Below are 19,068 nucleotides of genomic sequence, written 5' to 3' on the forward strand. Positions count from 1 at the left end.
TGTAATGACTGCATGGTCCGTGGCCGGTCTACTGCCGTACGAGCACGACGAGTTCCGCGTCGTACTGTGCGGTCCAGGCGAACGGCAGCCCGGAGTGGACCAGATGGGCGCCGCTGTAGACCTGGCCCGACGCGGCGTCACGGTAGCGGGTGGCCGCGTCGAGGCCGCGCAGCCGCAGCCGGGCCGGCCGTCCCGGCACCAGCGGAGCGCCGTCGAGGCGGCCGGTGTTCCAGGCCGTGACGACGATCCGGCCGCCGCCGGGCTCCTCGTACTGCACTCCGCAGGTCGCGTCGGCCGGTGTGTTCAGCAGGCCGACCTCTCCGTGATGGATCACCTCGCGGATCTCCTTGTAGCGGGCGATCCACGCCGCGGCCTCGGCGCGCCGCTCCATGGACCAGGTGCGGATGTCCGCGCCGATTCCGAGCACACCGGCCATCGAGCTGACGAACCGGAAGGCGAGCGAGCGTGGTCGGGGGTCGAAGACCCCGGGTGAGTCGGTGACCCAGGAGCTCATGGTGTGCGGCGCGTGGGCGTGCAGGTAGCCGTACTGGATGGAGAGCCGGTCGAGCGGCGCGGTGTTGTCGCTCGGCCACACCACGTCCGTTCGCGCGATGGTGGCGTGCTCGATCCGGCCGCCGCCGCCCGCGCAGCCCTCGACGGTGACATGCGGGTGCTGGGTCCGCAGATGGTCGAGGACCCGCAGATAGCCGGCCACATGCGCGGCGTCCAGGTCCTGTCGCTCGACCGGGCCGCCGCCGGGCCGGCCGCGTTCGGTCGGCGGGCGGTTCATGTCCCACTTGAGATAGCTGATGTCATGGTCGCCGAGGAGCCGGTCGAGGGTGGCGAGGACGAAGTCCTGGACGTCCGCGCGGCCGAGGTCGAGCAGGAGCTGGTTGCGTACGAGGGTGGCGGGCCGGCCCTCGACGCGGTAGACCCACTCGGGGTGTTCGGCGTACAGCGCGGATTGGGGGCTGATCGCTTCCGGTTCGACCCACAGGCCGAAGTCCATGCCGAGGTCGCGCACCCGTGCGATGAAATGGTCGAAGCCCTCGGGGAAGGACGCCGGGTCCGGGTGCCAGTCGCCGAGGCCGCCGGTGTCGTCGGGCCGGCCGGGGAACCAGCCGTCGTCGACGACGAACAGCTCGGCGCCCATGTCGGCCGCGATCCATGCCAGTTCGAGCTGGCTCGCGGCGTCGACCTCGAAGCCGGTGGCCTCCCACGAGTTGTAGAGGACCTTGCGGGGGCGGGCCATGCGGTCGCCGGTCAGATGCCGTTCGTAGCGGTGCCAGACCCGGGCGAGGCCGTCGAGTCCGTCCGGGCTGAAGGAGCAGGCGAGCCGGGGGGTGGTGAGGGTGGCGCCGGGGGCGAGCAGGACGGCGCTCTCGTGGGGCAGCCGTCCCGCCCGGACCCGGACCGCCCCGCCGGGCTCGGCGTCGGCGGTGATGTGCCAGTTCCCCGACCACTCCAGGGCGATCCCGTAGGTGGGGGTGGCGCCCTCGGCGGGGCTCGCGGCGTCCTGGACGGCGAGCCAGGGCGCGTACGCGTGGCCCGGTACGCCCTGGGTGGAGGCCATCTCGTAGCGGCCCCGGACCAGTTCGAGCTGGGTGAGCTGGAACTCCCGCGCCCACTGGCCGGTGAGGCAGGTGAGCCGCGCACCGCCCTCGGCCGGGATGTTCACGGCCGCCGAGTCGAAGCGCTCCAGGCGGAGTTCGGAGTCGCCGGTGCAGGTCAGCTCGGTCCAGCGGAGGATCACATCGGTGCCGGGGACGGTCTCGTAGCAGAGCGCCGCCGTCAGCCCGAGCAGCTCGTCGGTGAAGACCAGCCGCAGCGCCCGGTCGCCGTCCTCGGTGGCGCCGGTGAACCGCCACCACACGCCGCGTTCCTCGCCGGGCCGCTGGGCGACCAGGTCGGCGCCGGTGAACGGCCGCAGCCCGTACGGGATGTACTCGGCGGGCGCGGCGTCGGCGGGCGTGATGAAGTGCGTACGGCGGGACCAGTCGAGTGCCGAGGGACCGGTCTCGACGCCGTGCGGCCCCCAGGCGGTCAGCTCGGCCCACCGGCCGTCTCCGGCGAGTGCGACCGCGTAGGTGGTGTTCTCGGTGCGCAGGACCCACTGGTCGTGCGCTTTCCCGTCGTGCGGTCGCCGGTCGTGCGGGGTCACTTGACTGCTCCCAGATTGAGTCCGGCGACGAAGTGGCGCTGGAACCGCAGGAATACCAGGACGGTGGGGGCCGCGGCGATGACCGAGCCCGCCGCGATGACGTTCCACATGGAGACGTACTGGCCCTGGAGTCCGATGAGCGAGGCGGTGATGGGCATCTGGCTGTCCGTGCGCAGCACGGTGATGGCCCACAGCAGATCGTTGAAGATCCAGGTGAAGGAGAGGGCGCTCAGCGCGGCGAGGGCGGGGGTGGCCAGCGGCAGGATGATGCGCCGGTAGATCTGCCAGGGTCCGGCGCCGTCGATGACCGCGGCCTGCTGGATCTCGGGCGGGATGGAGCGCATGAATCCGTGCAGGACAAAGACGTAGAAGCCGACGCCGAAGCCGACCTGGACGCCGATGAGGGCGTACAGGCTGTCGTAGAGGCCCAGTGTCTCGCTGATCCGGGAGACCGGGATCAGCAGGATCTGCGGGGGCAGCAGATTGCCGCCGAGCATCAGGAGCAGCAGGGTGCGGCGGCCCGGCAGGTCGTAGCGGCTGAGTCCGAACGCGGCCATCGAGGCCAGGAGGAGAGACAGCAGCACGGTGGGGACGGTGACCAGCAGGCTGTTGATCAGTGCCCGCTGCTGGCCGCCGTCCACCCATGCCTGGCGGAAGCCGTCCAGGGTGAAGGAGTGCGGCAGGCCGCCCAGGCCGTTGGCGGAGATGTCGTCGAAGGACCTGACGCTGGTGACCAGCACAAGAGCGATCGGCAGCAGCCAGAGCAGGGACAGCAGCCCGGCGCTGAGATGGAAGCTCGCGGTCGCCCAGGCGCGGCGCCGCGCGCGCGGGCCGGCACCGGGCTTCGGACCGGGGTCCGCGGTGTCCCGCTGCTCGGTGACCGGCGCGGAGGCGTGGGTGACGGTCATCAGTCGGCCTCCCGGAAGGCGCGGACGAGATAGGACGCGATGACCCCGAAGGCCAGCACGAAGATCACGACGGCGAGGGCGGAGCCGTATCCCAGCCTCAGCGACTGGAAGGCGGTGGAGTACATATAGGTGCTGAGCAGCTCGGAGGAGTGGTACGGGCCGCCGCGGGTGAGCGCCCAGACGACATCGAACGAACGCAGCGAGTCGATGACGATGACCGACAGGACAACGGCGTTGACGCTGCTGAGCTGCGGCAGTGTGATGTGGCGGAACTGCTGCCGGCGGGACGCGCCGTCCATCTTCGCCGCTTCGTAGAGCACCGGGTCGATGCCCTTGAGCCCGGCGAGGTACAGCACCATCACATAGCCGATCTGGCGCCACAGGGCAGGCACGATCACGGCGTACAGCGCGGTGTCCTGGTCGGCGAGCCAGGCATGGGTGAGGCTGCCGAGGCCGACACCTTCGAGCGTCTTGTTGATCAGACCGTCCGGCTGGTACATGGCCTGCCACACCAGCGCGGTGGCGACGAGCGAGAACACGACGGGCAGGAAGAGCGCGGCCCGGTAGAAGCCGACTCCCCGCCGTTCCTGCTGGAGCAGCAGCGCGGCGCCGAGGCCAAGGATCGCGGAGAGCCCGCCGAAGAGCAGCAGCCAGAGCACGGTGTCGACGACGGCGGTACGGAAGACGCTGTCGCCGAGCATCTCGCGGAAGTTGCCGAGGCCGATGAACTCGGGGGCCGAGACGCCGTCCCAGTTGGTCAGGGACAGATAGAACCCCTGGAGGGCCGGCCAGAACACCCAGAACGCCTCGGCGAGCAGTGGTATGAGGACGAAGGCGAGGACCACGGGCGGGACCCGGGTCGCTCCCTTCCGCCGCCGTACCGCGGTGAGGACCGCCATCTCACTGGCTCCAGATCTTCTGCGCGTCCCGCTGCCAGGTGGTGAGGATCGAGCCGATCTCCTTGGGCTTGGCGAGATAGCGGGTGAGCGCGTTGTCGGCGGAGGGCTGGAGGGCGTCGCTGGAGTCGCGGTTGAAGAACTGGGTGACCTCCGCGGCGCTCTCGACCAGTGCGCGGCCCTTCTTGACCAGGGGCGTTCCGCTGTCCTTGGCGTCGGGGTGGGTGGGCAGCGCGGTGCCGGAGGAGCCCTTGAGGTAGATCTCCTGCGCCTCGGCGGTGGCCAGGTAGCGCATCAGCTCCTTGACCTCGTCCTCGCGGCCGGTGCGGGCGCTGGCGAAGTAGCCGTCGGTGGGCGCCTCTTCGGCCGTCGGGACCTTCGGGTCGATGACCGGGAAGCGGAAGAAGTCGATGTCGTCCAGCTCGCCCTTCGGCGCGGCGTCCGCGAAGAAGGTGCCGATCAGCATCATGCCGGTACGGCCCTGGAGGAGGGCGGTGGTGGCGTCCTGGAACGGGATCGCCGTGCCGTTGGGGTCGAAGAACGGCAGTGCCTCGTCCCACCGGTCGAAGACCTTGCGGATCTCGGGGTCGTCGAAGCGGTGCTTGCCGGCCAGCAGGTCGCGGTGGTATTGCGCGCCGTTGATCCGGATGTTGAGGTAGTCGAACCAGGAGGAGGCCACCCAGGCGGTGTTGCCGCCGGCGCCCAGCCCGATCGGCGCGACGCCCTTGGACTTGAGCTTGTCGCACAGGTCCAGGAACTCGTCCCAGGTCTTGGGCTCCTGGACGCCCCACTTGGCGAAGTTCGACTTCCGGTAGAAGACGCCCCACCAGTAGTAGGAGGTCGGGACGAAGACCTTCTTGCCGTCGGTGGAGGTGCAGAGCTTCTTCTGGGCGTCGGAGTAGCCGGCCAGCTCCGGCTTGGTCCAGATGTCGCTGACGTCGAGCAGCAGGTCCTTCTTGGCGTACGACTCGGCGACGGACCCGGGGTACCAGGTGAGGAGGTCCGGGGGGTTGGCCGAGGTGAGGTACGTCGGAAGCTGGGTGCGGAAGGTCTCGGACGCGACCGTGTTGAGCTTCGCCGTCGCGCCACCGCGCTTGTTGAACGCGGCGGTGAGCTGCTCCATCGCGGCCTTGGCCTGCGGTGACGAGAGGTTCGACTGCAGGGTGACCGCGCCGCCCGACTCGCTCTTGCCGCTCGGGCCGGCGGTGACACAGCCGCTCATCAGCGCGGCGGCGCCGACGGCGCCGGCCCCCGCGAGGAACCGGCGGCGGCTGGGTTCTGAGGTGATCATGGAAGAACTCCCTATACGCCCACGGAACGGAGCCGGGCCCCCTGACGGCCGGGCTCTCGTTCGGCGGATACAGACTGACGCGCTGCCGTGGCAGCGTCAAGATTAATTACTAATTTATTTATGACCGGGTGCCGCCGGCCCTGAGGCTTCCGGCGGCACCCGGTGTGCCTGCCCGACGGGTCAGAGAGTGCTCTGGTGGACCAGTCCGTCCACGCCGCGGAACACCGTCAGCACCGTGCCGTCCGGGCCCGCCGTCGCTCCGAGCGCGCCGTTGAAGACGCCGCTCACGAATTCGGTGCGGGGGGACCAGCCGCCCCAGCCGTCTGTGGCCGTGTAGGACCGCGTCCAGAGGGTGTAGTCGCTCGCGCGGACGAACAGCCGCACGGTGTCCCCGGACGCCACCAGCGTCGGGCTGCCGCTGACCGTACCGCCCAGCGAGGACCACTCCGACCAGTCGCCGGACGCGTCGCGCACCCGCTCCCAGACCGAGTCGTCCGAGGTGCGTACGGCGACATGGGTGCGGCCCGCCGAGTCCGTGACCGCCGAGGGACGCCCGTAGACGGGCAGGCCCTGCGGCGCGCTCAGCGCGCTCCAGTCACCGCTCGGACCGCGCGACCAGATGAGCCCGTCCAGACCGCGGGCGAAGAGGGTCCAGTCGTCGGGCCCCCGGAAGGCGACGCCCGGCGCGTCCGTGATCCGGCCGCCCAGGTGCTGCCAGCCGCCCCAGCGTCCGCCGCTGAAGACCCTGCGGTACGTCGCGTTGTCCGTGCCGCGCACGAAGACATCGACACGGCCGTGCGCCGAGCCGTACGCGGCGGGCTGGCCGAGGATCCCGCCCCGGGTCGGTCCGCCCAGACTCGTGGTGCCGGACGACCAGTGACCGTCACGTCCCGTCTGCTGCCGCAGCGAGCCGTCCGTACCCCGGGTGAACGCGGTGAGCCGGTCGCCGTCGCGCACCAGCGCGGGGCTCGCCGAGGAACGTGAGCCGAGCGGGACACCGGGAGCGGCGTCCTCGCCGGAGAGCTTGAAGAAGGCCGTGCCGTGTGCCGGGACCGTGACCGTGTACGAACCCGTGTGCGTACCGGCGTTCTTCCTGGCCCGCAGGTCGCGGACGGCCACCTTGCCCGTCAGACCGGCGTCGGCGAATTCCACCGTGCGCTCGACGGCCTGCTCGGAACGGTTGAGCAGGACGACCGCGCGCTTGCCGGAGCCCTGGAGCACCTTGCTGTAGACATCCCCGGTGGCGTCGGTGGCGACCCGTACGCCCTGAATGGCGAGCGGGTCCTGGTCGACGGCGATGATCTCCGGGTTGCGCAGTGTGTCGATCATCGACTGCGGCAGTGTGCGCGGGTCGGAACCGATGACCAGCGGAGCGCCCATCTCGGCCCACAGCACGAGCTGCGTGGTGGACTCCTCCTGGGTCAGCTCGTACGAGCCGTCCGCCAGCTTGCGCATCGGGATCAGGTAGTCGGGGTCGTTGTAGTGGCCGGGGCCCTGCGCCTCCGGATGCCAGGCGTTGGCGTCGGCGCTGCGCAGGATGTTGGGCCACTGACCGGCCGTGGGGGTGCCCCAGGCGAGATCGGTGCCGGTGCGCCAGGAGTCGCCGGTCGTCGGACCGTAGGTGTACGCGTTGTGCGCGTCCTGTGCCGGGGTGTGCGGCACACCCCAGTCGTCGGTGAGCGGATTGCAGAGGTTCAGCAGCATCCGCCGGCCCGACTTGGCGACCGCGTCGCTGAACTCCTTGAACGCGGGTCCGGGATCGAGCTTCGCGGAGATCCCGCACAGGAAGTCGACCTTGATCGCGTCGAACTTCCAGTCGGCGAACTGCTTGGCGTCCTGCTCGTAGTGGCCGCGGCTGCCGAGTCCGCAGCTCTTGCCGCCGTCGTACGTCCCGGCGTCGGTGTAGATCCCCGCCTTCAGTCCACGGGCGTGGAGATAGCTCACCAGCGAGGGAAGGCCGGACGGGAACCGTTCGGCGTGGGGCGTCAGCCGTCCCCGGCTGTCGCGCGGATCGTCGGCCTGCCAGCCGCCGTCCAGCCAGACGATGTCATAGCCGGTCTTCTGGAGGCCGCTGCTGACCAGGTAGTCCGCGACGCTCTTGACCTGGCTCTCCGTCGGAGCGCCCAGACCGTAGTAGGTGTTCCAGCCCATGTAGGGCGTGGGGGCCAGACCGCTGTCGTAGTAGCGGGGTGCGCCCTGGTCGTCGGCGCCGGCCGGGGCGGGGGCGCCGGTGGCGTGTGCCGCGGGCACCGCCACCCCGATCAGGGCGGCGGCCCCCAGGGCCGCCGCCGCACGCCGGGCACGCATCATCCCTGCACGATGCGAAGTCACGTGATGTCTCCCGAGAGTTGGGGTTTCCGGGCGCCCCGCCGACCCGAGATCACGGCGACGGCGCCACGACGAAGACTGTGACCGCGTGTCCGTACGCTGTCAACGATTATTACTAATTAACTTAAACAAGCCGTGGTCCAGCGGATTCGCCTGCCTCGATGCCCCCTACACTCGATGCGGATCACATAGGCTCGTTCGCGAGATGAACACCAACCACACTTCCCTCGGCCCCAAGGCCGACAAAGAGACGGTGCGCCGGCACAATCTCAGCCTTGTGCTGAGGGCGGTACGGGACGAGGGCGAGGCGACCCGGGCCGGTGTGGCGGCGCGCGTGGGCCTGACCCGGGCCGCCGTGTCCTCGCTGGTCGAACAGTTGCTGGAGAGCGGTTTCCTCTCCGAGTCCGGCAAGACGTTCAGCGGCCAGGCCGGGCGTCCGGGCACCGTGCTGAAGGTGACGCGCTCCGGGCCCGCCGGCATCGGCGTGGAGATCAACATCGACTATGTGTCGGTGTGTGTGGTCGACCTGTCCGGCACCGACCGGGTCCGGCTGACCGAGCACATCGACAACCGCGGCGCTCAGCCCGCCGAGGTGCTGGCCCGGGGAGCCCGGATCGCCGCGCGCACGCTGGAGTCGGCGGCGGAGCAGCAGTTGTTCCCGGTCGGCGCGCAACTCGCGCTCCCCGGGCTGGTGTCGGAAGGCACCGTCCGGCAGGCGCCGAATCTGGGCTGGAACCGGGTCCCGGCCGAGGAACTGTTCGCCAAGGCACTGGCGGAGCTGCGGCCGGACGCGCCCGCGCTGCCGGTGAGTTCGGAGAACGAGGCCAATCTGGCGGCGCTGGCCGAGCTGTGGTTCGGCGGCCCCGGCCCCCTGCGCACCTTTCTCTATCTGACCGGTGAGATCGGGGTCGGCGGAGCGTTTGTGCTGGACGGCGAGCTGCTGCGTGGAGCCCACGGCTTCGCCGGCGAGATCGGCCATGTGGTGGTCGACGCGTCCGGTCCGCTGTGCCGCTGCGGCTCCCGGGGCTGCCTGGAGCAGTACGCGGGCCAGTCCGCGCTGCTGCGCGCGGCCGGGATCGACGAGAACGCCGGTGTGCCGGGGGTGGCGGAGCTGGAGCGCCGTGCGCGCGACGGTGACGCCCGGGCTGTGGCGGCGGTCGAGCAGGCCGGGCTGATGCTGGGCCGTGTGCTGTCGGGCGCGGTGAATCTCTTCGATCCCGACGCCGTGGTGCTGGGCGGGATCTACCGGGATCTGATGCCCTGGCTGTCTCCGTCCGCCGACCGGGAGCTGACGGCCCGCGTGGTCTCGGGTCTCTGGCCGCGCGACAGCGGGCGGCTACGCGCGTCATCCTCGGCCGGAGACGCCGCGCGCGGCGCGGCGGCACTGGTCGTACGGGCGGTGCTGGCCGACCCGGTGGCGTATGTGCGGCGCGGCACGGACTGACGCGCGCGGCGCGGCGGCATAAGAAAGCGCGGGGCGGGCCGTCCACCGGCCCGCCCCGCGCCCCCGTTCCGCGGAACCCCTGGTCAGCGGGCGCCGAGCAGGTGGTCCATGGCGAGCTGGTCGAGCTGCTCGAACGCCATGCCGCGAGCGGCGGCGGCGTCGACGTCGAAGTCCTCGTAGGCGCTGCGGTCGGCCAGCAGCGCGGCCACGCCGTCGGCGGCGGTCGGCTGGGCCAGCTCGTCCAGGCGTGCGGCGCGCAGCGCCTCCTGGACCTGCGGGTCGGCGCGGAAGGCGGCGGCGCGCTCCTTGAGGATCAGGTAGTTGCGCATACCACCGGCGGCGGAGGCCCACACACCGTCGAAGTCCTCGGTGCGCGGCGGCTTGAAGTCGAAGTGCCGCGCGCCTTCCCAGCCCGCGGACTCCAGCAGGTCGACGAGCCAGAAGGCGGCGCGCAGATCGCCGGCGCCGAAGCGCAGGTCCTGGTCGTACTTGATGCCGTTCTGACCGTTGAGGTCGATGTGGTAGAGCTTGCCGGCCCAGAGCGCCTGGGCGATGGCGTGCGGGAAGTTCAGCCCGGCCATCTGCTCGTGGCCGACCTCCGGGTTGACGCCGTACAGCTCGGGGCGCTCAAGGCGCTCGATGAACGCCAGGGCGTGGCCGACGGTGGGCAGCAGGATGTCGCCGCGCGGCTCGTTCGGCTTGGGCTCGATGGCGAACTTGAGGTCGTAGCCCTGCTCGACGACATACTCGCCGAGGAGGTCGAAGGCTTCCTTCATACGGTCGAGGGCGACCCGTACGTCCTTGGCCCCGCCCGACTCGGCGCCTTCGCGGCCGCCCCAGGCGACAAAGGTCTTGGCGCCCAGCTCCACCGCGAGGTCGACATTGCGCAGCACCTTGCGGAGCGCGTAACGGCGCACGTCGCGGTCGTTGGCGGTGAAGCCGCCGTCCTTGAACACGGGGTGCGTGAAGAGATTGGTGGTGAGCATCTCGACCACCAGGCCGTGCTCGTCGGTCGCCTGCCGGAAGCGCTTGATGTGCGCCTCGCGCTCCGCGTCCGAGGAACCGAACGGGATGAGGTCGTCGTCGTGGAAGGTCACGCCCCAGGCGCCCAGCTCAGCGAGGCGCTTTACGGACTCGACGGGGTCGAGGGCGGGGCGGGTGGCGTCCCCGAAGGGGTCCCTGCCCTGCCAGCCCACGGTCCACAGGCCGAAGCTGAACTTGTCCTCGGGGGTGGGAGTGTAGCGTTCCGTCATTGCTCTGGCCGCCTTCGGTACCTCAGGTCCGGCACGTGCCGACCTTTTTGTTTCCTGACATGACTAATAATGCACGCCGACACGGGTGCGCAAAACCCCCCGCCTGCGCTCATCTGTGTCCGGATGCGTCCGACCCACCGAACACATGCGTGCACACTCTGGCACGGACGATGATCGGCATCACAGTTCCCGTGCGCCGCACCATCGCGTAATTTGTTTTTCGTACGTCCAAAACCGCTCCGCCGAGACCGGCGGCGCGGGTCGGGATCAGTCGGGGAATCCAGTCAGGGAAAGAGGTACGCCCATGTCCACGGCCATGTCGCAGAACCCGGTCGTGATCGGCGTGGACAGCTCCACCCAGTCCACGAAGGCCGCCTTCACCGACGCCGTCACCGGACGGCTGCTCGCGGTGGGCCGCTCCCCGCACCGGGTGACGGGCGAGCACGGCGCGCGCGAGACGGACCCGGAGGTGTGGTGGAACGCACTGCGCGAGGCGGTCGCCGCCGGGCTCAAGGAGTCCGGAGTCGCGCCCTCGGCCGTGACCGGTATCGCGGTCGCCGGGCAGCAGCACGGACTGGTCGTCCTGGACCGGACGGGCCGGCCGCTGCGCCCGGCTCTGCTGTGGAACGACACCCGGTCCGCCCCGCAGGCCGCCGCGCTCACGGAGGCACTGGGCGGCCCCGACGCCTGGACGGCGCGCACCGGATCCGTACCGGTGGCGTCGATGACCGCCTCCAAGTGGCAGTGGCTGCGGGAGAACGACCCCGCCATGGCCGACGCCGCGGCGGCCGTCAGGCTCCCCCACGACTTCCTCACCGAACGCCTCGCGGGGACAGCGGTCACCGATCCCGGAGACGCCTCGGGCACCTGCTGGTACTCGACGGCCACCGGTGAGTACGACCCCGAGCTGCTCGCGCTCCTCGGCCTGGACCCCGGCCTGCTGCCGGACGTCGCCAAGACCGGCGGCGCCCGGATCGGCTCGCTCACCGCGGGGTCGGCGGCGGAACTCGGCCTGCCCGCCGGCATCGCCGTCGCCGCGGGCACCGGCGACAACATGAGCGCCGCCGTCGGCCTGGGCCTGGGAGGCGCCGGGCTGCTGGACCATCCGGTGCTCAGCCTCGGTACGTCGGGCACGGTGTTCGCCGCGACCCGCACCCGCCCCGGCTCCCCCGCGCTCTCCGGGTTCGCCGCGGCCGACGGCACCTACCTGCCGCTCGGCTGCACCCTCAACTGCACGCTCGCCGTGGACAAGGTGGCGGAACTGCTCCGGCTGGACCGCGAGGACGCGGTGCCCGGCGGCGAAGCCGTCCTGCTGCCGTATCTCGACGGCGAGCGCACCCCCGACCTGCCCGCCGCCTCCGGGCTGCTGACGGGGCTGCGTCATGACACCACCCCCCAGCAACTGCTGGGCGCGGCCTACGAGGGCGCGGCCGTCACGGTGCTGCGCGCGCTGGACGAGGTGCTCCGCGCCTGCGGTCTCGACCCGGCGGCGCCGGAGGTCGCGAACCGCCCGCTGCGGCTGATCGGCGGCGGCGCGCAGGGCCGTATGTGGGTGGAGACCGTACGACGGCTCTCCGGCCGCCAGTTGATCGTGCCGGAGAGCGGCGAACTGGTCGCACTCGGCGCCGCCGCGCTGGCCGCCTCGGCGGCGACGGGCGAGGACCCGGTGGCCGTCGCGACGGAGTGGCAGACGGGCCAGGGGCCCGGACTTCCCCCGGTGGAGCGGGACATGGAGACCTGGGACCGGGTGACCTCGGTGCTGGACCGGGCGGCGCCCAGCCTGCTGTCCTGAGGTCCGGCGGCAGCGTGCCCCGGCAGCCGTGAGTCGACGGCCGCGCGCCCGGCGGCGGTTGAGCGCCGGGGCCGCCGGGGCCTGGACGGGGCGCGGCAGGCACGGAGGAGGCGGGTGGGCGCGGGGGCCACCATGCACGCGCCCCCGCCGCACCACAATGAGCGCCCCCCTCCGGGCACTTGAGGACAGATCGGGCACCCTCTACCCTTCGGTCTGCGCGGCACGGCCCGCGCCGGGGACGGAGGAAGGCTGCCATGGCCGAAGCACCACCCGAGGAAGAGCTACTCAAGGCCGTCTCCCAGTGGATCGGACCGTCCCGCCGGGGCGCGAGTCCGGTGCTCCAGAGTCCGCGGATCGTACGGTCCCAGATCGTCGAGTGCTCCATCGTCCGGTCCGTGGAGACCCGCACGGAGCGCGAGCGGACGGAACACGGCTCGGTCGATCTGTCCTCGCGCCCGAGATACGAAGGACCCATCGGGGACCATCCCGTCGACCCGCCGGGCAACCCCGCGACAGAGCGGAGACTGACGCTGGTGCTCCGCGACTCGGAGCGCGAGGCCGTCTGCGCGTGTGACGACGGCAGGATCCAGTGTCCGCGCTGCCTGGGGCGGGGACGGCACGACTGCGCGCCGACGGCCGTCTGCGCGGACTGCCTCGGAGTGGAGTCGTGCACCGCCTGCGGGGACGCCGGGAAACGACGGCGCGAGCGCGGCCGGCCGTCGTCGGCGCGGCCCGCGTCCGGCGCGGCGAGCGAGCGGATCACCTGCGCCACGTGCGGCGGCCGGGAAGCGGCCTGCGCCGGCTGCCGCGGGCGCGGTGTCACCCCCTGCGCGGAGTGCGCGGGCAAGGGGTCGGTGGGCTGCGAGCACTGTGACGGCTCCGGTCTGGTGGCGCACCCGGCCTGTGGCGGCAAGGGCAGGACCACCTCCTGGACCGAGGGGACCGTCCGCCACACCCCCGGCAGCGAGAAGCTGTCGCTGCCGGTGAAGCGCGCGCCCTATCCGGTCCGGCGACGGATGGAACGCGACGGTGACTGGCACAGCGCCGTCCTCACCGGATTCCGCGAGCCGCCCGACGAGGTGGCGTCCGAACACCGCCCCGGGATCGAGCGGCTGCTCGTCCGGCGGAAGGGGGAGGTGGCCCGGCGCGTGGATCTCCGCTCTCTCCCACTGGCCCGGGTGGAGGTCATGACCCAGCCGGACCGGGTCTTCTACGTCTTCCCCGGCAGGGAGCGGACCGAGGTGGTCTGGCTGCCCTCCCGCCGCCGCGTCTCCCGGCTGACGACCATGGCGGTCGGAGTGGCGACCGTCCTGGTCCTCGTGGTGTCGCTGCTGCGCTGAGCTGTCGCCGCCCCGCGTGAGCCGCCGCCCGTTCGCCGCCGCCCTCCGGGGCGCTCAGCCGGTCGTCAGCCCGGCCGCCTCCTCCGCCAGCGCGTCCAGGACGGGCCGGATCAGCGGGTGGTCCTGCGCGCCCCGGCGTACCGCGGCGAAGACTCTGCGCGTCGCGGCCGGGCCGGACACGGGACGTACGACCGTGCCCGTCAGCTCCATGGCGCGCAGCGCGGAGCGCGGGACGAGAGCGACCCCGGCGCCCACGCCGGCGAGGGCGACAACGGCACGGAAGTCGTCGGAGGAGTGGAGCTGGCGGGGCTGGAAGCCCGCCAGCTCGCAGGCGAGCTGCATCACGTCGTGACAGGGGTTGCCCGGATACGGACCGATCCAGTCGCTGTCGGCCAGTTCCGCGAGGGCGACCTCCGGGGCGAGAGCGAGCGGGTGCGCGGCGGGCAGGACCGCGTCGAACGGCTCCGCGTACAGCGCCACCCGGGACAGCCGCAGGTCGTCCTCGCGCGGGGCGCCCCGGTACTCGACCGCGACCGCCAGGTCCGCCTGTCCGTCGAGCACCATCGGCAGGCTCTCGTCGCCCTCGGCGTCGCGGACCCGGACCCGGATGCCGGGATGCGGTCCCGCCAGCCGCCGGAGGGCCGGGGCCAGTACCTCCGCGATGCCGGTGGCGAACGCGGCGACCGTCACCTCACCCGCCGCGCCCCCGGCGTACGCCGCCAGCTCGGCCTCGGCCCGTTCCAACTGGGCGAGGACGGCGTGCGTGTGGGAGAGCAGGATCTCACCGGCCGCGGTCAGCCGTACGCCGCGGCCACTGCGCGACAGCAGCGCATGGCCGCTCTCCTGCTCCAGCGCGGCGAGCTGCTGGGAGACGGCGGAGGGGGTCAGATACAGCGCGGCGGCCGCGGCGGTCACCGTCCGGTGGTCCGCCACGGCCCTCAGGATGCGCAGCCGCCGGGGGTCGATCACCCACCCATTTTGCCAGTCCAGGGCGGCATGGCGGACGCGGGCCCGCCCCTGGCGGCGGTCCGGCGGGCCCGCCGCCCGGGGCGCGGGCCGGCCGGCCCGTCAGCTCTCCCGCTTCATGGCCTCCCGCGCGTCGGTGAACGCCGCGACCGCCCGCTCCACATCGGCCGTGGAGTGCGCGGCGGAGAGCTGCACCCGGATCCGCGCCTGGCCCATCGGGACGACCGGATACGAGAAGCCGATCACATACACACCGCGCTCCAGGAGCAGCTCCGCCATCCGGCCCGCCTCGGCGGCGTCGCCGATCATGACCGGCGCGATGGCGTGGTCGCCGGGCAGGATCTCGAAGCCCGCCTCGGCCATCCGGGTGCGGAACAGCGCGGTGTTGGCGTTCAGCCGGTCCCGCAGCTCGCCCGCGCTCTCCAGCAGGTCGAGGACCTTGATGGACGCGGCGGCGATGACCGGGGCGAGGGAGTTGGAGAACAGGTAAGGACGGGAGCGCTGACGCAGCAGCGCGACAATCTCGGCGCGGGCCGCGACATAGCCGCCGGACGCGCCGCCGAGGGCCTTGCCGAGGGTGCCGGTGATGATGTCGACGCGGTCCATCACGCCGTGGAGTTCGGGGGTGCCCCGGCCGCCGGGGCCGACGAAGCCGACGGCGTGCGAGTCGTCGACCATGACCATCGCGTCGTAACGGTCGGCGAGGTCGCAGATCTCGGCGAGCGGGGCGACATAGCCGTCCATGGAGAACACGCCGTCCGTGACGATCAGCCGGCGCCGCGCGTCCTGCGACTCCTTGAGCCTGGTCTCCAGGTCGGCGAGGTCGCGGTTGGCGTACCGGAGGCGGCGGGCCTTGGAGAGCCGGATGCCGTCGATGATGCTCGCGTGGTTGAGGGCGTCGGAGATGACGGCGTCCTCCGGGCCGAGGAGCGTCTCGAAGACGCCGCCGTTGGCGTCGAAGCAGGACGAGTAGAGGATCGTGTCCTCCTGGCCGAGGAACGCGGACAGGCGCTGCTCCAGCTCCTTGTGGATCTCCTGGGTCCCGCAGATGAACCGCACGGAGGCCATGCCGTAGCCCCAGCGGTCGAGGGCGTCCTTGGCGGCGGCGACGACCTCGGGGTGGTCGGCGAGGCCCAGGTAGTTGTTGGCGCAGAAGTTCAGGACGGCACCGGGCGCACCGCCGGCGGTGACGGCGACGGACGCGCTCTGCGGAGTGGAGATCACTCGCTCGGGCTTGAAGAGACCGGCGTCGCGGATCTCGTCGAGGGTGGTACGGAGGTCGTCCCGGACGGACGCGTACATGAGGGGCTCCTTGGAAGGCGGGTGAGTGGCGGGAGAGGCACGCCGCCGCGCTGCGCGTGACACGCCCCGGACCGTCCGACTGCCGGGCCGGACGGCCTGAAGATCGGAGGGTCAGACGGTCCAGTCGAGAATGATCTTGCCGCTGCGGGCGGTGGCCGCCTCGTCGAAGGCGGCGTCGAAGTCCTGGTAGCCATAGCTCCCGGTGATCACCGGGGTGAGGTCGAGGCCCCCTTCGAGCAGCACGGTCATCGCGTACCACGTCTCGAACATCTCACGGCCGTAGATGCCCTTGATCGTGATCATGGACGTGACGATCTTCGACCAGTCGACGGCGAACTCGTCGGCGGGCAGGCCGAGCATGGCGATCCGGCCGCCGTGCGTCATGTTGTCGACCATGTCGCGCATGGCCTCGGGACGCCCGGACATCTCCAGGCCGATGTCGAAGCCCTCCTTGAGGCCGAGCCGCCGCTGTGCCTCGGCGATGTCGGTGTCCGACACATCGAGGGCGAGGGTGGCACCGGCCTTGCGGGCGATTTCCAGGCGGTGCGGGCTGACATCGGTGATCACGACATTGCGGGCACCGGCGTGCCGGGCGACGGCCGCCGCCATGATCCCGATCGGGCCCGCGCCCGTGATCAGTACGTCCTCGCCGACGAGCGGGAAGGACAGCGCGGTGTGTACGGCGTTGCCGAAGGGGTCGAAGATCGCGGCGACATCGAGGCTGACCTCGGTGCGGTGCACCCAGACATTCGAGGCGGGCAGCGCGACGTACTCTGCGAACGCGCCGTCGCGGCCGACCCCGAGGCCGACGGTGCTGCGGCAGAGATGCCTGCGGCCCGCGAGACAGTTGCGGCACTTGCCGCAGACGAGATGACCCTCGCCGCTGACAAGATCGCCGACGGCGATGTCCTGTACCCCGGCGCCGACGGCGGCGACCTCGCCGACGAACTCGTGGCCGAGCACCCGGGGTGTTGTCACGGCCCCCTGCGCCCAGCCGTCCCAGGAGCGGATGTGCAGGTCGGTGCCGCAGATACCGGTGCGCAGGACCTTGATCAGTACATCACCGTCGCCGGTCTCCGGCTCCGGCACGTCCATGAGCCACAGCCCCGGCTCGGCCGTCCGCTTCACAAGTGCCTTCATGGATGGTGCTCCCGGGGGTGATGGGGCCGGCCGGAAAGATCACCGGCCTTGTCACGCACCAATCTGCCCAGCGCCGGCCGTCCGGTCCATCGAGGATTTCTTAAGCGGTCCGACAGCGCAGCTTCACACCCCGGCGCGGCAACGCCTGCGGCGCCTTCGGGGCCAGTGCGCCCGGCCCCCGGAATCCGCGCCGCCGCGGCCCCCGGCGCCGACGTCACGGCGCAGCGGCACGACCGGGTCGGGGATCCCCCAGACAGCGGCGCCGTACACGGCCAACCGGGCGACGACCACGGCGGGCACGGTCGGCCGCGCGGCGGAGAGGACCGCCGGCGCGACGGGGGCGCGGGGGGACGGTATCGCGGCGGCGGCCGACTCCGGCCGGGACACCGGGGCCGTCGACCGCGGGCGCCCCACGGCCGATGCCGCCGGTGCCGGTGCCGGTGCCGGTGGGACGGAAGGCGGTGCCGTCGCCGGGCCTGAGGCGGCCGGCGCCGGTTCCGCCGCGCGCGCCACCGCCGTCGTCCGGGTCAGCAGGACCACCCCGCGTGCGGCGACCACGGCGCCCGCGAGCGCACCCGCCACCCCCGCGGCGCCGCCCTGGAGCCGTTCGCCCAGGAGCGTCATCCCGATGACGGCGGCCGCGACCGGGTTGGCCAGGGTCAGTACCGCGAGGGGGGCTCCGAGTCCGCCCCGGTAGGCCGTCTGGGACAGCAGCAGACCACCCGAAGCGAAGGCCGCGACCAGCAGCGCCACGGCGGCCGTCTGCCAGATCGGCGGCGTGTCGGTGCCGCGCGCCGTCGCGGCGACGGTGACCGTCTGGGTGAGGGCGGAGGCGACACCCGAGGTGATCCCGGAGGCCGCCGCGTGCCGCAGGCCCGGACGGGCTCCCGGCCTGGTCAGCAGGGCGACCAGCGCCATCGCCACGCCCGCCGCGCCCAGTGCCTGCGGCAGCGTGAGCGTGTCGGTCGGAGCGGTGCCCGCGGCCGTGAGCAGGATGATCCCGAGACCGGCCAGCGTGAAGAGCGTGCCGCGCCACTCACCGCGGCTGACCTGCCGGCCGGCGCGGCGCGCGCCCAGCGGTACGGCCGCGACCAGGGTGAGCGCGCCAAGCGGCTGGACGACGGTGAGCGGCCCGTACGTCAGCGCCACCACATGGAGCAGGGCTCCGCCGGCGTTCAGCCCCACCGCCAGCCACCAGGCACCGCGGCCGAGCAGCCGCAGCAGGCCCGTCCCGGTCTCCGTACGGGCGGCGAGCCGCTCCTGCGCCACGGCCGCCAGCGCGTACGCGACCGCCGAGACCAGTGACAGCGCTATGGCCCCCGCCATCGCGCCGCTCACCGGGCGGTCCCCGAGGCCACGAGCGGAGCGGTGCGTTCCGGGACGGCGGACCGTACGACCAGGGATCCGCGCCGCCGCTGCCGCGGCAGCCCGATCACCGCCAGGGCGCCTGCCAGCAGGGCGACCGCGACGATCGCGTCGAGCCAGTAGTGATTGGCGGTGCCTACGACCACCAGCAGTGTCACCAGGGGGTGCAGCAGCCACAGCGGACGCCACCGCGAACGCGTCGCCGCGATGAGCCCGACGGCGACCATCAGGGCCCAGCCGACATGCAGCGACGGCATCGCGGCGAACTGGTTCGCCATCGAGTCGGCGGCGGGAGCCGCGCCGTACACCGTCGGCCCGTACACCTGGCCGGTGTCCACCAGCCCGGTCGCCGCGAGCATGCGCGGCGGCGCGAGCGGCAGGAGCAGATGCAGGACGAGCGCGGCACCGGTCAGCACGGTGAGGACCCGGCGCGACCAGACGTAGTGACCGGGCCGGCGCCAGTAGAGCCACGCGAGGAAGAGAACGGTCGCCGGGAAGTGCACGCTCGCGTAGTAGGTGTTCGCCAGCCGGACCAGCGTCTCGCTGTGCAGCAGCACGCCCTGGACGCCGCCCTCGCCCGGCAGATGGATGTCGCGCTCCAGGCCCCAGACCCGGCGGGCGTTGCGGAATGCCTCGCCGGTGTGGCCGTTCGCCATCTGCCTGCCGACTTTGTAGACGAGGAACAGCCCCGCGACGAGGAGCAGTTCGCGTACGAGGGGCGGTCGGGCGGAAGTGTCCTGCTTCCGTTCGGCGGGCCCAGTGCGGTCGGTACTCACCCGACCCCCTTGCATGGACGAGGTGCATGAATGACGTGCAACGGCGGCGGCGTGGTCTGGACCACGCCCTATCGATACGCCAGTGTACCGATACGCCTCCGTATCG

At 72.1% G+C, this 19,068-nt stretch carries 14 protein-coding genes; 3 read left to right on the forward strand and 11 right to left on the reverse strand.

Annotated elements, in window-relative coordinates; genetic code table 11:
* Nucleotides 1–28: 28 nt before the first annotated feature.
* From ABZ707_RS03845 to ABZ707_RS03865, 5 genes are all read right to left on the reverse strand, one after another.
* Complete coding sequence (locus ABZ707_RS03845; protein WP_360167238.1) at nucleotides 29–2,161, reverse strand: alpha-galactosidase; 2,133 nt, start codon at nucleotides 2,159–2,161, stop codon at nucleotides 29–31.
* Nucleotides 2,158–3,069 carry a carbohydrate ABC transporter permease gene (locus ABZ707_RS03850; protein WP_360167241.1) on the reverse strand — a complete coding sequence of 304 codons (912 nt, stop codon included), beginning with the start codon at nucleotides 3,067–3,069 and terminating at the stop codon, nucleotides 2,158–2,160. The genes ABZ707_RS03845 and ABZ707_RS03850 overlap by 4 nt, the downstream gene beginning before the upstream one ends.
* A complete protein-coding gene (locus ABZ707_RS03855) occupies nucleotides 3,069–3,968 on the reverse strand; it encodes a sugar ABC transporter permease (RefSeq protein WP_319683268.1) in 900 nt (299 codons plus the stop codon). The genes ABZ707_RS03850 and ABZ707_RS03855 overlap by 1 nt, the downstream gene beginning before the upstream one ends.
* Nucleotide 3,969: 1 nt before the next feature.
* Entirely contained in the window at nucleotides 3,970–5,256 is a 1,287-nt protein-coding gene (locus ABZ707_RS03860; protein WP_360167244.1) for an ABC transporter substrate-binding protein, read from the reverse strand.
* 180 nt (nucleotides 5,257–5,436) lie between these two features.
* Entirely contained in the window at nucleotides 5,437–7,566 is a 2,130-nt protein-coding gene (locus tag ABZ707_RS03865; protein ID WP_360168411.1) for a glycoside hydrolase family 27 protein, read from the reverse strand.
* 223 nt (nucleotides 7,567–7,789) lie between these two features.
* Here ABZ707_RS03865 and ABZ707_RS03870 point away from each other — a divergent pair, with 223 nt between their 5' ends.
* The gene (locus tag ABZ707_RS03870; RefSeq protein WP_360167247.1) at nucleotides 7,790–9,028 is read left to right on the forward strand and encodes an ROK family protein; all 1,239 of its coding nucleotides are present in this window, start codon (nucleotides 7,790–7,792) and stop codon (nucleotides 9,026–9,028) included.
* Nucleotides 9,029–9,111: 83 nt separating this feature from the next.
* Here ABZ707_RS03870 and xylA read toward each other — a convergent pair whose 3' ends face one another.
* Nucleotides 9,112–10,281 (reverse strand): xylose isomerase, encoded by a 1,170-nt coding sequence (gene xylA, locus ABZ707_RS03875; RefSeq protein WP_360167250.1) that lies wholly within the window; start codon nucleotides 10,279–10,281, stop codon nucleotides 9,112–9,114.
* A gap of 316 nt (nucleotides 10,282–10,597) precedes the next feature.
* On the opposite strand from xylA, the gene xylB reads away from it, so the two are divergent.
* Entirely contained in the window at nucleotides 10,598–12,073 is a 1,476-nt protein-coding gene (gene xylB / locus ABZ707_RS03880; RefSeq protein ID WP_360168414.1) for a xylulokinase, read from the forward strand.
* 254 nt (nucleotides 12,074–12,327) lie between these two features.
* Nucleotides 12,328–13,413, forward strand: a complete 1,086-nt coding sequence (locus tag ABZ707_RS03885; protein WP_360167253.1) for a hypothetical protein — start codon at nucleotides 12,328–12,330, stop codon at nucleotides 13,411–13,413.
* A 54-nt stretch (nucleotides 13,414–13,467) separates the two neighbouring features.
* Here the strand turns inward: ABZ707_RS03885 and ABZ707_RS03890 are convergent, their stop codons facing one another.
* The 5 genes from ABZ707_RS03890 to ABZ707_RS03910 form a co-directional block, all read right to left on the reverse strand.
* Nucleotides 13,468–14,382, reverse strand: coding sequence for a LysR family transcriptional regulator (locus ABZ707_RS03890; RefSeq protein ID WP_360167256.1), 915 nt, complete (start codon nucleotides 14,380–14,382; stop codon nucleotides 13,468–13,470).
* A gap of 99 nt (nucleotides 14,383–14,481) precedes the next feature.
* A complete protein-coding gene (locus ABZ707_RS03895; RefSeq protein ID WP_360167259.1) occupies nucleotides 14,482–15,681 on the reverse strand; it encodes a glycine C-acetyltransferase in 1,200 nt (399 codons plus the stop codon).
* Between the two features lie 111 nt (nucleotides 15,682–15,792).
* The gene (gene tdh / locus ABZ707_RS03900) at nucleotides 15,793–16,821 is read right to left on the reverse strand and encodes an L-threonine 3-dehydrogenase (protein ID WP_360167262.1); all 1,029 of its coding nucleotides are present in this window, start codon (nucleotides 16,819–16,821) and stop codon (nucleotides 15,793–15,795) included.
* A 123-nt stretch (nucleotides 16,822–16,944) separates the two neighbouring features.
* The gene (locus ABZ707_RS03905; RefSeq protein ID WP_360167265.1) at nucleotides 16,945–18,159 is read right to left on the reverse strand and encodes a hypothetical protein; all 1,215 of its coding nucleotides are present in this window, start codon (nucleotides 18,157–18,159) and stop codon (nucleotides 16,945–16,947) included.
* On the reverse strand, nucleotides 18,156–18,962 hold the full coding sequence (locus ABZ707_RS03910; RefSeq protein ID WP_360167268.1) for a phosphatase PAP2 family protein: 807 nt from the start codon (nucleotides 18,960–18,962) through the stop codon (nucleotides 18,156–18,158). The genes ABZ707_RS03905 and ABZ707_RS03910 overlap by 4 nt, the downstream gene beginning before the upstream one ends.
* Between the last annotated feature and the right edge of the window lie 106 nt (nucleotides 18,963–19,068).

It is taken from the genome of Streptomyces sp. NPDC006923, from assembly GCF_040635655.1.
GTDB lineage: Bacteria > Actinomycetota > Actinomycetes > Streptomycetales > Streptomycetaceae > Streptomyces.

Coding starts and splice junctions, on each gene's coding strand:
- ABZ707_RS03885 (WP_360167253.1), top strand. CDS start 12,328: ATGGCCGAAGCACCACCCGAGGAAGAGCTACTCAAGGCCGTCTCCCAG.
- xylB (WP_360168414.1), top strand. CDS start 10,598: ATGTCGCAGAACCCGGTCGTGATCGGCGTGGACAGCTCCACCCAGTCC.
- ABZ707_RS03855 (WP_319683268.1), bottom strand. CDS start 3,968: ATGGCGGTCCTCACCGCGGTACGGCGGCGGAAGGGAGCGACCCGGGTC.
- ABZ707_RS03860 (WP_360167244.1), bottom strand. CDS start 5,256: ATGATCACCTCAGAACCCAGCCGCCGCCGGTTCCTCGCGGGGGCCGGC.
- tdh (WP_360167262.1), bottom strand. CDS start 16,821: ATGAAGGCACTTGTGAAGCGGACGGCCGAGCCGGGGCTGTGGCTCATG.
- ABZ707_RS03850 (WP_360167241.1), bottom strand. CDS start 3,069: ATGACCGTCACCCACGCCTCCGCGCCGGTCACCGAGCAGCGGGACACC.
- ABZ707_RS03865 (WP_360168411.1), bottom strand. CDS start 7,566: ATGATGCGTGCCCGGCGTGCGGCGGCGGCCCTGGGGGCCGCCGCCCTG.
- ABZ707_RS03870 (WP_360167247.1), top strand. CDS start 7,790: ATGAACACCAACCACACTTCCCTCGGCCCCAAGGCCGACAAAGAGACG.
- ABZ707_RS03895 (WP_360167259.1), bottom strand. CDS start 15,681: ATGTACGCGTCCGTCCGGGACGACCTCCGTACCACCCTCGACGAGATC.
- xylA (WP_360167250.1), bottom strand. CDS start 10,281: ATGACGGAACGCTACACTCCCACCCCCGAGGACAAGTTCAGCTTCGGC.